The sequence below is a fragment of the Candidatus Eisenbacteria bacterium genome (assembly GCA_018831195.1).
Lineage (GTDB): Bacteria > Eisenbacteria > RBG-16-71-46 > CAIMUX01 > JAHJDP01 > JAHJDP01.
Genome location: JAHJDP010000032.1, coordinates 222,098 through 234,903 on the forward strand (window position 1 = coordinate 222,098; position 12,806 = coordinate 234,903).

The 12,806-nt window shown below is 55.1% G+C and carries 9 protein-coding genes and 2 tRNA genes; 8 read left to right on the forward strand and 3 right to left on the reverse strand.

Annotated elements, in window-relative coordinates; all coding sequences use genetic code 11:
- Positions 1 to 12 precede the first annotated feature (12 nt).
- From KJ970_06905 to KJ970_06920, 4 genes are all read left to right on the forward strand, one after another.
- Positions 13 to 1,269: a hypothetical protein gene (locus KJ970_06905; protein MBU2690643.1), complete on the forward strand. Its 1,257-nt coding sequence runs from the start codon at positions 13 to 15 to the stop codon at positions 1,267 to 1,269.
- 51 nt (positions 1,270 to 1,320) lie between these two features.
- Positions 1,321 to 2,391, forward strand: a complete 1,071-nt coding sequence (gene galT / locus KJ970_06910) for a galactose-1-phosphate uridylyltransferase (GenBank protein MBU2690644.1) — start codon at positions 1,321 to 1,323, stop codon at positions 2,389 to 2,391.
- A gap of 30 nt (positions 2,392 to 2,421) precedes the next feature.
- Positions 2,422 to 3,861 carry a glycogen synthase gene (locus KJ970_06915; GenBank protein MBU2690645.1) on the forward strand — a complete coding sequence of 480 codons (1,440 nt, stop codon included), beginning with the start codon at positions 2,422 to 2,424 and terminating at the stop codon, positions 3,859 to 3,861.
- A gap of 106 nt (positions 3,862 to 3,967) precedes the next feature.
- The gene (locus KJ970_06920) at positions 3,968 to 6,151 is read left to right on the forward strand and encodes a hypothetical protein (GenBank protein ID MBU2690646.1); all 2,184 of its coding nucleotides are present in this window, start codon (positions 3,968 to 3,970) and stop codon (positions 6,149 to 6,151) included.
- A gap of 32 nt (positions 6,152 to 6,183) precedes the next feature.
- Here the strand turns inward: KJ970_06920 and KJ970_06925 are convergent, their stop codons facing one another.
- Positions 6,184 to 7,401, reverse strand: coding sequence for an aspartate kinase (locus KJ970_06925; protein MBU2690647.1), 1,218 nt, complete (start codon positions 7,399 to 7,401; stop codon positions 6,184 to 6,186).
- A gap of 257 nt (positions 7,402 to 7,658) precedes the next feature.
- Between KJ970_06925 and KJ970_06930 the strand changes: the two genes are divergently transcribed.
- The 4 genes from KJ970_06930 (at position 7,659) to KJ970_06945 (ending at position 10,243) form a co-directional block, all read left to right on the forward strand.
- Positions 7,659 to 7,735 (forward strand) — tRNA-Gly (locus KJ970_06930).
- A gap of 63 nt (positions 7,736 to 7,798) precedes the next feature.
- Positions 7,799 to 7,874, forward strand: a tRNA-Cys gene (locus KJ970_06935).
- 109 nt (positions 7,875 to 7,983) lie between these two features.
- Positions 7,984 to 9,270 carry an SUMF1/EgtB/PvdO family nonheme iron enzyme gene (locus KJ970_06940; protein ID MBU2690648.1) on the forward strand — a complete coding sequence of 429 codons (1,287 nt, stop codon included), beginning with the start codon at positions 7,984 to 7,986 and terminating at the stop codon, positions 9,268 to 9,270.
- Between the two features lie 169 nt (positions 9,271 to 9,439).
- Positions 9,440 to 10,243, forward strand: coding sequence for a hypothetical protein (locus KJ970_06945; protein MBU2690649.1), 804 nt, complete (start codon positions 9,440 to 9,442; stop codon positions 10,241 to 10,243).
- Position 10,244: 1 nt separating this feature from the next.
- Here the strand turns inward: KJ970_06945 and KJ970_06950 are convergent, their stop codons facing one another.
- A complete protein-coding gene (locus tag KJ970_06950; protein ID MBU2690650.1) occupies positions 10,245 to 11,852 on the reverse strand; it encodes a hypothetical protein in 1,608 nt (535 codons plus the stop codon).
- The coding region (locus tag KJ970_06955) for a hypothetical protein (GenBank protein MBU2690651.1) at positions 11,849 to 12,806 on the reverse strand (958 nt) is incomplete at its 5' end. The genes KJ970_06955 and KJ970_06950, both read right to left, overlap by 4 nt.

Below are 12,806 nucleotides of genomic sequence, written 5' to 3' on the forward strand. Positions count from 1 at the left end.
GCGATTCAATCAGTGGAATATCGTCTTTTCGAGGATGCGGGCTGGCGGCGTCTTCAACCGTTTACTTGGATGCGCCCCGTCTATGAATTGAGGGTCGGCGCGTGGACTCTGCGGGAACGCTGGCAACGGCTTCTCGGGCGCGAAAATCTGGGTTTTGCGGCCCGTCCTGATCTCCACGATCTAATCTCAGAGCGGTACGGGGAGCGGGCCGGTGAACAGCGGCCGGAGGCCGATCTCATCCTGATCAACGGATGTTGGCTGCCGGAGGCCGATGCCGCATCTCTTGAAAAATCTTTCGATCTCTTGAAGGCGGGGCAGGGGTACATCGACGATGACCGCATTCTCGCTATCCGGCCGGCGCCCCCGGTCTCACAGAAGGCGCTGGGCGAGATGCAAGCTATCCTATGTGAAGGGGAACGTCCCAAAGGAATCGATTGGCTTGATTTTCCCAAACGGCAAAAATGTCTCGGTCATTTGTGGGAATTGGTCGGTTGGACAGAGGAACTTCTGGAAAGCGATTTGGCGAAGAGATTGGGAACACCCTACGGCGAGGATGTTATTGTTAAAGGAGAGATTGAAGAACCCGATCGGGTTTCGCTGGGAGCCGGTGTTGTTGTCCGGCGGGGCGCCTTGCTCGACGCCAGTGAAGGTCCGATCGTTCTCGAGGCGGGATGCCGGGTGGCGCCGATGACCTGGGTCAAGGGACCGGTTTGGGCCGGTCCGGGATGTCTTCTGCTGGGTGAGAGAATCGGCGGCGGTGTGGTGTTGGGGCCCGAATGCCGGGTTCATGGTGAAATCGATTCCACTGTTGTCTTGGGTTATTCGAACAAAGCCCATGAAGGTTTTGTCGGGCATTCATACCTCGGTGAGTGGGTGAATTTGGGCGCCCTCACGACCACCAGCGATCTTAAGAATAACTACGGCGATGTCCGATTGATGGAGGAAGGGCGTGCGGTTTCATCGGGCCGGATCAAGTTGGGATCTTTTCTTGGAGATCACACGAAGACCGCCATCGGAACCCTCCTGACAACCGGCTGCGTGACCGGTGTCGCCAGTCAACTCTTCGGGCGTCCCGGCTTGACACCCAAATGGATCCCTTCTTTTGCATGGGGGACCGAATCCGGTGGAAAGCGGTTTGAACTGGAACGGTTCCTGGCCACAGCCGAAATCATCCTGTCCCGCCGCGGGCAGGAGCTTCGGCCCATTCTCAGACAGCGGCTTAGATATGTTTATGAAGAGACATTGAGAGTTGAGAGAGGGTCCATTTGACAGACGGCCGCCGCAGGATGCGGCCGATGAGGATTCATTGGAGGCGCCGGAATGCCTGAGCTCCGCAAAGATCCCGTCATCGGGCGGTGGGTGATTGTTTCAACCGAGCGAGGCCGGAGACCATCCGACTTCGGTCATGTGCAGATCAGCCGGAAGAGCGGTTTCTGCCCCTTCTGCGAAGGTCATGAGGATAAGACCCCTCCCGAGGTTTATGCCGACCGCAAAGAGGGCACCGCCCGCAATGCGCCGGGGTGGCGTGTCCGCGTCGTTTCAAATAAATTTCCCGCACTCCAGATTGAAGGAGAGCTGAAACGCGAAGCTGAAGGGATCTATGACAAAATGAACGGGGTCGGCGCCCATGAAGTTATTATTGAATCCCCGTTGCACGATTTGGAACTCAGCCGGATGGCGCATGCTCGGATCGCGAGGGTGATCCGGGCCATTCGGATTCGGATCAGCGACCTTTCGCAGGATAGACGTTTTCGCTATATACAGGTATTCAAGAATCATGGTGAGGCGGCGGGCGCCTCTTTAGAGCATTCACATTGCCAATTGGTGGCGACGCCGATTGTTCCCCGCCGGATGGTCGATGAGCTTGAAGGGGTCGACCAGCATTATGCATTGAAAGAGCGTTGCATCTTTTGTGATGTCATCTCACAGGAAAAGATGTTTGAGAAGAGGATCGTCAACGAAACCAGTAAATATATCGCTGTCGCCCCTTTCGCCGCGCGATTCCCTTTTGAGACATGGATTCTGCCCAAAAAACACGCCTCCAATTTTGAATATGGGGATCCAGATGATGATTGGGCTTTGGCCGGTATGCTCAAGGATGTTCTATCCCGCCTGAATGCCACCCTGAATTATCCGCCCTATAATTTTGTGGTGCACTCTGCACCGGTCAATGATTGGCCCGGGCCCTTTCATTTCCATTGGCATATAGAGATTATGCCCAAGTTAACGAAGGTCGCAGGATTTGAATGGGGAACAGGATTCTATATCAATCCGACACCTCCTGAAGAAGCCGCCGCCTTTCTTCGCGATGCCAAGTTGGATGATGAGTCCATCGATCCTGAAGATAAAAAAAGCCCCTCAGACAAAGAACATCCCAACACCGAAGGCTAAGAATTGAAAATCTTAATGTGCAGTGCCGAAATGGCTCCTTACATGAAGGTGGGGGGCTTGGCTGATGTCATGGGCGCATTGCCCAGGGAATTGGTGAGATTGGGTCATCAGGTCGCCGTGGCGATCCCGCTCTATCCGGGAATGGATCATGAGAGGCCGGCCGGTTTCAAAATCTTGAAGGAATGGTCCATCGGTTTGACGCTGGGAGAGGAACGGCATTCAGCCCGCGTGATTCATGCGTGTGAAACCATGAGCCGGGTTGAAATATTGATGGTGGAGCATCCCGGCTTTTATCATCGCCCCAATCCCTATATCGATCCGGAGACGGGGAAGGATTGGCCCGATAATGCGCTGAGATTTATCTTCTTTTGCCGTGCCGTCGAGGAGGTGGTTCGACGGGATCTCTGGCGGGCGGAACTTGTGCATCTACACGATAATCACACCGCTCCGCTGGCGACCTTTCTCGCACGCGGCATCGGGCCCCGGCCGGGGATCGTGCTGACGATTCATAATATCGGATACCAGGGAATGTATCCCCTGGGTGAAGTCCGCCGGCTTGGTTTCCCTGAAAATTGGCTCTATCCCGCCGGTCCGGTGGAATTCTGGAAGCAGGCCAACTTTCTCAAGATGGGGGTGACCGATTCGGATGTGTTGACGACGGTGAGTCCGCGGTATGCAAAGGATATTGTCTCCAAAGAATATGGTTTCGGGCTGGAAGATCTGCTCCAGGAACGGGCCGGCGACCTGGTGGGGATCCTGAATGGTATAGATATGGAGGTTTGGAATCCTGCAACCGATCCGATGATTCCCTATCCCTACCGTCCTTCCGACTTTCAAAACAAGCGCTTAAACAAAGAGCGGTTACTGCAAGCGATGGAACTTCCGGTGGAGATGGATATCCCAATCGTGGGGATGGTAACACGGCTCGTTGATCAGAAGGGCTTTGATCTCATCGAAAGCGCGGCCAAAGAAATGATCACGGGCGATCGTTTGAAACTCATCGTGCTCGGAACGGGAGAACCCCGGTATGAGAAGCTGATGAGGAAACTGAGGACTCAATATCCCCAGAGCATCGGTGTCAGCATCGGATTTAGCGAGCCGATGGCTCATCTTGTTGAAGCGGGGTCCGATTTTTTCCTTATGCCGAGCCTCTATGAACCTTGTGGTTTGAATCAAATGTATTCCTACCGGTACGGTACGGTGCCGATTGTCAGGGCGACCGGTGGGCTGGCTGATACCGTCTTCGAATTCGAACCGATCTCGGGACGGGGGACCGGGTTTGTTTTTGAACCGTACAAACGGGAAGCCATGTTGAAAGCGATCCAGCGCGCCGTTGATGTCTACGGCAAACCGCGAACCTTTAAAAAACTGGTTTCAAAAATCATGCAGCTTGATTACTCATGGGGTCAAACGGCCTTGAGATACCTGGATATTTATAAACAAGCCATTGAAAGGTCCCGGGCTCTTTAAAGGCTCTGTCTTCATCGATTTATTCCGCCTGGACATATTTCACAGTTCCCTCTAATCTTACAGTAGCCGCAGAAAGCCGGGGGCGGCGGGAAGAGAGGGCAGCCAAATGCTGTGCGGAATCACCTCGAAGGATTCTTGCGCATTCGGTTCCTTCAAGAAGCATGCGACCGACACCGGATTCCCCCGCCGGCCGAATGATGGGGGGAAAAATCGAATATTAGGGATCGTCCTTCTGTCGATCTTTTTTGTCGCTCCTTTCTCTATACGCCCTGCCGCCGCTGAAGAACCTCTTCCCCCTGAGAAGGATGAGACGCTGGAAGAGGTTCGGCAGAAAATCGCCGAGAAAGGGTATCGCTGGAAGGCCGGTCCCACATCCCGATCCGACTGGTCTTGGGAAAGATTACAGCGTACGCTTACATTGAATCCGCCGGACGATATGGATCAATACCCCAGAATCGATCCCTCCATATCGATGAAGAACGCCGACGATCTGCCCATCCGTTTTGACTGGCGTGATCATGAAGGGACAACGCCGGCAAAGAATCAAGGTGACTGTGGGTCCTGCTGGGCCTTTGCTTCGATTGGGGCGCTGGAGGGCTGCGCAAGAATTCATGACGGCCTTATCTATGATCTCAGCGAGCAGCAAATGCTTTCGTGCAATGACAGTGGATATGGTTGCGACGGTGGTTGGATGAATTCCTGTTATAGGCTCTTCATGGATCCGGGCGCCATGACGGAGGAAGATATCCCCTATGTGGCCACGGAGCTGGCCGCCTGTTTTCAAAATCATTTCGAGCCCCAGGCGAAGATTTCTAATTGGTTCTATTTGTCGCAAAGCACAAGGGCGATGAAGGCGGCGATTTATGAATACGGTCCCATTGTTGTCGCGATGATGGTTCATTCCGACTTCCGCTATTATCAAGGCGACTGCTATGAACATGCCTCGGTCGGCGACGTCAATCATGCCGTCATCATTGTTGGGTGGGATGATTATGTCTGTGGCGATCATGGCGCCTGGATCTGTAAAAACAGCTGGAGTGAGGGGTGGGGTGAGAACGGCTTTTTCTATATCGGGTATCACAGCGCCGATATCGGGGAGCGGGCGGCGGCGATCGTTCACATTCCATTGCCGCGGGTCCACATCCTCCATGTTCCGGTTGATTCCAGGCCGGAATCCGGCTTTGATTTCGAGATCAGCGCCGACATCATGTCAAAGGTCTCGACGGTTTGCCCGGACTCGGTGTTTATGTCTTATCGAATCAACGGCGGCGGCTTTGAAACCTTTTTGCTCGCCGGGACGGAAACCCCCGGCGTCTATAGCGGCGCCATCCCGGCCCAGCCTCTGCTGACGACGATCGATTACTACCTCTCCGCCACGGATCATGATGGAAATCACGTTTGTTCACCGCTGCTGGCGCCTGATGAATATTATTCCTTCGATGTCGTTAAGTGGCGGGACAATTTTGAGGACGACAGCGACGCTTGGGTTGTCGGCGGCTCGGAAGATGATGCGACCAAGGGGATCTGGGAGAGGGTCGAGCCGATCGGCACGGCATTCCAGCCGGGCGAAGACCATACTCATTCCGGAACCCAATGTTGGATCACGGGACAGCATATACCCGGCGAGGACGACGCTTTCAACGATGTCGACTTCGGCCAGACGACCTTGACCAGTCCGATGTACAACCTTAGGGGATCAAAAACCGCCCGGGCCAAGTATTTCCGCTGGTTCACCAATCATCTCGGCGCCAATCCTTATGAGGATTATTGGGTCGTGCAGGCCCGCAACAACGGCGGAGCATGGGTTGATATTGAGAATATCAATATTTCCACTGCGGAATGGGTTTTGGTGGACAGTGATCTCATAGAGAAGTTTGGGCACGCTCTGGGGGATGTGCAGTTCAGGTTTATCGCATCGGATCGCGGACCGGGATCGGCCGTTGAGGCGGCGATCGATGATTTCGCCATCTTCGCCGACCCGGACACAACGACAACCTGGGCTCTGAACGGCCAGGATTACAGAATGAGTCTTGCTTCGCCGAATCCCCTGCATGTGCAGACAATTTTTAAACTGCAAATTGAGAGGCCGATCGCAGGTTCAATTCAAGTCTATGGAGTCGACGGGCGCCTCATTCGGAATCTGTTCCAGGGTGAGTTTTCACCCGGCTCGCTTGAGATCCCATGGGATGGGCGTGATGAAAATGGCAACCGGGTGCGGCCGGGTGTTTATCTTTATCGTGTCGATATTGGAGAAGATCGCAACCAGGGCCGGATTGTCGTCATACGCTGACCGGCGCTTCTGTCTGCCGGCGGATTTTATTGTTAAACCGATTCAATAAAGGTCTTGTGCATGACCTTTATCGCCGCATCGGATTCATCCTTGTTTATCAGAAAAGATAAGGCCAATCCTTGGGCATATACTCCGAGGATCCGGCATTGATGGTGGGCGAGGGCGTCTCGAGCCTTATCCACCACCGCCGGATCGACCATCGTGCCCTCACCCACCAGGCTCAACAGGGCCAACGCACCGCGGGCCGCCATGCCTTCCGGCAGCCCTGCAGGGGGATCGCCCTCAAAGATGAGGTGGCGGGAATGGCCGGTTGCCGTCCCTTCCTCATGCAGGATCAGGGGGCGACCGAGATCCTCAAGAGGCACGGCGGGCGAAAGAATGGCATCGATGGTTTGTTCGATCGTGAGTTTCCATACCGGGCGCGCCAAGGCAATGGATAGGATCTTCGCGGATTCCATCGGGTCGACCTCTCTCATGGTAAGCTCTACGGATTCAGTCCCTTGAGGTGGTTCCTTCATATGATTTGGCAGGACCCAGGTGCCCTCATCCTCAGCATCCGATCGGGCCACTTTGAGGGGGATGCCGAATTTCCTCGCAAGAGCCGCGGCACGATGCGATAGAACGCCCGCCCCAAGATGACTCAGGACCGCCGCGGCATCATGGCTGATGCGCTTCAGGGGGCGCCCATGAGGCAAGAAACGGGGGTCGGCCGTGAGGATACCCGGCACATCGGTGTAGATCCCACACCAAGGGGCCCCGAAGATAATGGCGAGGGCGACGGCGGTTGTATCCGAACCGCCGCGTCCAAGCGTCGTGATTTCCTTCGCCTCGCTCACACCCTGAAATCCCGCCACGATGACGACACGCCCCCGATTCAGCTCGTGGAGGATGCGGAAGGGGCGGATGGTGCGGATCCGGGCGTCTTGATGCAGAGTGTCGGTGATAATCCCGCTCTGGGAGCCTGTGAAGGAGATGGCGGGGATCCCCAGTTCATGCAGGGCCATCGCCAGCAGGGCCATCGTGATCCGTTCACCGGCGGTGACGAGCATATCCAGCTCACGGCGGGGTGGTTTGCTGCAGAATTCCCGGGCCATCGTCACGAGCTGATCGGTTGTATGGCCCGCGGCGGAAACAACGACCAGGACCCGGTGGCCGGCGCCGACATCGGCGGAGAGCCTGCGGGCCACCGAGCGGAGACGATCCGGCCCATCGACCGAAGTGCCGCCATATTTATGGATTCGAAGCGCCATATCGAGGGGATAGTAGCCGTTTTGGAGATCTTGTGCGAGGGACTCTTTTGTGGCTGGGGATAGGGCATGGGGCGGACGATGATAGATGGGAAGGTCTTGTGGTATTAGGTGTTGCGGTGGGGATGCGGTGGCGCCGGGAGTCTCAGACCTGTAGACCGGATTTATTTCGTAGGTATTGACAGCTGAGGCGGGTGGACCCTAAACTGCAAATCTGTGAAGCCGCTTGCGGCTCTTACGGTGGCCTTTATCTAAGTAGAGCGGGAGTAGCTCAGCCCGGTAGAGCATCACCTTGCCAAGGTGACTGTCGCGAGTTCGAATCTCGTCTCCCGCTCCATTTTTATGCCTCTCTCTCTTGATCCTTTCGGGGCTCCTTCCCCGGGAGGTTTCGTCTCCGGGAGGCGGCATAGCCAAGTGGCTAAGGCGACGGTCTGCAAAACCGTTATTCACCAGTTCGAATCTGGTTGCCGCCTCCAACTTTTACTCCCCGGATCATCTCAAATTTTGGTAAGCTATAATGCAATCACAACTTGCAGCCTGGGAATTGACGATTTTAGAACATGCGACATGGGGAGGGCATCAGAGATGTTGGGCCGCAGAGATTTAATGTTCATCAGTTTATTGCTGTCCTTTTTCGCCTTCTCAGCCGGCTATGCCGATCCCGAGATGGTCACGGTTCCTGCCGGGACTTTCCTCATGGGTGACGGCCACTCCTTCTGCGGCGAAACTCTGCACGAAGTCACGCTCACACGGGATTTCCAACTCGGCCGGTATGAAGTCACCAACCAGGAATATATGGAAGCGGTCCAATGGGCTTATGACAATGGGTATGTGACGGTGACAACCACAAATGTGCTCGATAATTTGGATGGGAGTACAGAGGCCCTTCTGAAGCTGACGAACTACGGCAGTCAAATTGTATTCGATGGGGCCGGCACATTTTATTTGACCGAAACTCCCTACGGTCTGAGCGGCTACCCGCAAGGATATGATCCGTCCCAGCATCCCGTTTTGGAAGTGACCTGGTACGGCGCCGCGCGCTATTGCGATTGGCTGAGTTTGCAGGCCGGTTTGACGCGGGCTTATGAACATTCTGGTGATTGGCTCTGCAACGGGGGCGATCCGTATGGGGCTGAGGGATATCGACTTCCCACCGACGCTGAGTGGGAGTATGCGGCCCAATGGGATGATGAGCGTGAATTTCCCTGGGGGAATGAGGCGCCTGACTGCAATCGTCTGAATTTTAGACCCTATCCCGATTGTGTGGGTTGGACGTCGCCCGTCGGAAATTATCCGGAGGCGCCGGCATCGCTGGGACTCTCGGATATGGCCGGTAATGTTTGGGAGTGGTGCAATGATTGGCTGCTATGTGATCTGGGGACATCCCCTGCGACGGATCCTGTGGGAGGTCCGGCATCGGATTATCGCGTCTATCATGGTGGTTCTTGGTCACACGCTGAACTTTATCAATACAACGCGGGACGATATGCAAACCGCCCTTATTATGGGATAGAAAATGTCGGATTGCGGATTGCCCGGACGATCGATACATCGGATGTTGGTGATCAATCAAGATTGAATACAGCGCCCAAACTACTTGAAGCGAATAGACCCAATCCCTTCATCCGCACGACGCAAATCAGGTACGCGCTGCCATCCAGTGAGTCTCTTGCGAGGGTGTCGATACAGATTTACGATCCCGCGGGACGATGGATCACCACACTGGTTGATTCGCATCAGGGCGCCGGTCGCTACTCCGCCACATGGGATGGCCGGAACCCATCGGGTGAACCCGTCGCCCCAGGCGTCTACTTTATCAATCTTCAGTGGAACGGTATGTCGGAAACAAAGCGGCTGATTTTAGTGCGCTAACTCTGCTTATGACTTTCGGTTCCCCCCGATACCCTTCAGATCGATAGGGTAATTACCCTTTTATTGGCTGATTTAAAGATCCGTCCGCCTGTTACCGATATATTAATGGTCATTCTGTGGTCGGTGAAATGCTGACGAAACGCCCGTGATCGCAGCCAAGGGAAGGTTGATGATGAAACTTTTAATTTATACATTCATGACTCTCTTTGCGATCTCCAGCGCCGTATCGGCTGGATCCAATCAAGGCGTTGTTATGATGGTGCATGGAAATATTAATGGGCTGGAAACAAATGGGGATATTTTTGGAAGCATCCCCGTGCCCTCGAATTGTGAGGACTATTCGACAGAGGCGACCCCTGACGCCGGCGGGGTGGAGTGGTTTCAGATATTAGTCGTCTCGCCGCCTCAGAACACGCCGAATTTTAGTACCATAGCCTTCGGCATCCCATCAAGCTATGACGACCTGGCTTACATTGCTTCCTTCGGGCCGATCAGCCCTGGAGGCCCTCTAATCCCTTTGCCTATTTATACCTCTGGCTGGCCCAATGGCCCAGGATCCAAGGGGGCTGCCATTAGTTGGGCTCCCGGATGTTTTACAGAGCCTGTTCAACCTGTCTTCTACTTCGGATGTTATAGTTACAGCTACGGATATGTTGCTTTGGGCGCCCATCCTGTCCAGGGTGGCGTCGTCGTGGATTGTACAGCCGATCCCCAAATGGATGAATTCGTGGGATATCCGATATTTGGTGTCGGCGGGTACCAAGGATTGAATCCTCCTTGTCCCGGTGATCCTCCACCCACTCCCGGCGCCTGCTGTTTTGGTCCTACCTGTGTGATGATTCTGCAGACCGAGTGTGTCGATCAGGGAGGCGATTGGAATGGGGGTGATTGCGGCCCGAACAACGAGCCGTGTGAGCAGGGGACACCGATCCTTCAAACGACGTGGGGCAGTATCAAGCATATCTATCAATAGATCAGAATCGAAAACTTGTGCTTGTCGTGATCGTGCGGTGATGATCGCCGTCGCCTTTGGTGACCTCTCCCGATAGGGAGAGGTACCAATGCCGGGCCGGAGTCAAATCCAGATCAAGCGCGGTCCAGTGAAGATTCCTGGCGTCGCCGCCGGTTCCGGATCTCTTTTCCCGGCGTATCCCGTGGGTGCCTTCCCATCGGAGAACTTTAGCGATCGTGCCTCCGACCGACACGGAATGAAACCATCCCTCGGAATAGTTATTCTCATACCCCGAACTCCGGACGCGCAGCCGGAGCCGGTTGAAGGATGGGAATTCCGTCCAGCCATAAAAGGTCATTGAACGGATCCCGCCGGAGCGTGACCGGGCATTGGCAGAAAGGCGGGTCGCGCGTCCAAGCTTTTTGGTTACGCCGATCCAGGCGCCCTGGCGGAATTCATCATTGAAATCGGTTTCGGGTGTGACGCGATCGCGGTACAGGCGCACCCGGCGACGGTTGTCGAAGCCTCCGGTGAGAGAAAATGTTTTATAGAGCTGATAGCGAAGGTAAGCGTAGGTGCTAGTGAAGGTGAGACCCGTCTCTCCCGCATCGGCTTTCCAGCCTCTGTTGAAATCAATCTCCTGTGAGATGTAGCCGTTGAGCTTGGGATTGTTGAAGCGGCCTCGGAGAAACAGATATTCGCGATTGAGCTCTCCTTTTGTATACGATCCGATGAGGCCTCCCGTCATGGACCGGCGGACACCGCCATGAGTCGTTTCCAACTTTGCGAAACCGCCCAGCTCAAAAGTGTCCGTCGAATATCCCTGATCCGCCGGATCCGGTTGCGTTCCCATGAAACCGCCGAAGCTCAACGCCTCCTTCCGGCGCTCAACATGGATCCCGTCAAAAAGACTGACAGCCGCAAAATCAGGGGAGACCTGGCGTCCGGCCGAGATCCGCCATGGAGATCCTTCGGGATCCCAAATGGTTTCGAGCCGATAGACTCGATTCCGCGAGCTCGAGGGGCTGCTTCCATCCGGCAGGGTACGGTAGGTCCGTTTGGCGCGGATATCGGTGTAAAAATCCCAGGATCTGCCGGCGATGTCGCCGGCTTCCAACCGCAGGGTCAGCGAGGGCTGCTGGTAGTCCAGGCCTCTACCGGTACGATCGTCGACGGCCCAGTAACGCGCGCCGATCCGCCCTTTAAATTCAGTATTTTTTAGAGACATTGTTTGAACGGTGAGGTCGGAGGGGATGCCGTCGGCCTCATCTGTTAATGCTTCAAGGGGTGTGTCCCAGGAGAGATCCGATCCAAGGGGGCTTGCCAAATCACCCATCGCCGGTCTGTCGGTGTACTCCGAGAGAGTGCAGGCGGTCTTTCGGCTGGAAAGGTGGGCGGCCTCGAGACGGGCGATGGCCTGATCATTACGAACAACTTCAAACCGGTCACCCACCTTAAACCCCATCGCCGTTCCGACATCGAGATAGACGGCATGCTCCGTCACATAGATAACATGGGCCGGAGGCGGGGCCTCTGTATCAGCAAACGCCGGGGTTGCGATGAGCGCGATGAGACCCATAAGAAGGAGCGCTCCTAACAAATTCGCCACGGATAGGATTCTGGTCATCATTTGTGCACCTCCCCATCCGGATGACAGGCATAGCAGGCATCGCTGTCGTACTCATAATCTGGAACCCAATGATGCCTCCCATCCATTTGATTCTGATTCGAATGGGGATGACAGGCGAGACAATCAAATTCCCCGAAATTTTGGGGATTTGTATGGCATTCCGTACATTGATCCCACTCATCGCTATGGGGTCCTGAAGTAATCGGGAAGTATGGGGGCCAATGTGTGAATTCGCCCTCACCCCAGCCACTGAGGTCATGGCAGAATGTACAATCTGTTGGGAAAGCGGTCCCAAGATGATTGGGATCGTCCGCCATATTGTAATCATCGAAATGGCAGTCGTAGCACTCGCTGGATGTGCCCTCATAGACACCGCCGATATGACATTGGGAGCAATCGACTTCGGCATGCCCGCCCCAGAGATCAAAGAAGGAGTGATCGAAGTTGCTGTTTTCCCACCCGCTGAGGTCATGGCAGAGGGTGCAATCGGTGGGGAAGCCCGCGGCTGAATGATCCGGATCATCCGCCCCTTCGTAATCGCTTTCATGGCAGGCATAGCAGACGTCGGATGTGCCCTCATAGACACCGCCGATATGACATTGGGAGCAATCGACCGCGGCATGCCCGCCGGAGAGATCAAAGAAGGTGTGATTGAATTCGCCGTCATTCCAATCAGTGATTTCGTGGCAGAGGGCGCAATCGGTGGGGAAGCCCGCGGCTGAATGATCCGGATCATCCGCCCCTTCGTAATCGCTTTCATGGCAGGCATAGCAGGCGTCGGATGTGCCCTCGTAGACGCCGCCGGTGTGGCATTGGGAACAATTAACGCCGGCATGCCCACCGGAGAGATCAAAGAAGGTGTGATTGAATTCGCCGTCATTCCAATCAGTGATTTCGTGGCAGAGGGCGCAATCGGTGGGGAAGCCCGCGGCTGAATGATCCGGATCATCCGCC

Coding starts and splice junctions, on each gene's coding strand:
- galT (MBU2690644.1), top strand. CDS start 1,321: ATGCCTGAGCTCCGCAAAGATCCCGTCATCGGGCGGTGGGTGATTGTT.
- KJ970_06915 (MBU2690645.1), top strand. CDS start 2,422: ATGGCTCCTTACATGAAGGTGGGGGGCTTGGCTGATGTCATGGGCGCA.
- KJ970_06920 (MBU2690646.1), top strand. CDS start 3,968: ATGCTGTGCGGAATCACCTCGAAGGATTCTTGCGCATTCGGTTCCTTC.
- KJ970_06925 (MBU2690647.1), bottom strand. CDS start 7,401: ATGGCGCTTCGAATCCATAAATATGGCGGCACTTCGGTCGATGGGCCG.
- KJ970_06940 (MBU2690648.1), top strand. CDS start 7,984: ATGTTGGGCCGCAGAGATTTAATGTTCATCAGTTTATTGCTGTCCTTT.
- KJ970_06945 (MBU2690649.1), top strand. CDS start 9,440: ATGATGAAACTTTTAATTTATACATTCATGACTCTCTTTGCGATCTCC.
- KJ970_06950 (MBU2690650.1), bottom strand. CDS start 11,852: ATGATGACCAGAATCCTATCCGTGGCGAATTTGTTAGGAGCGCTCCTT.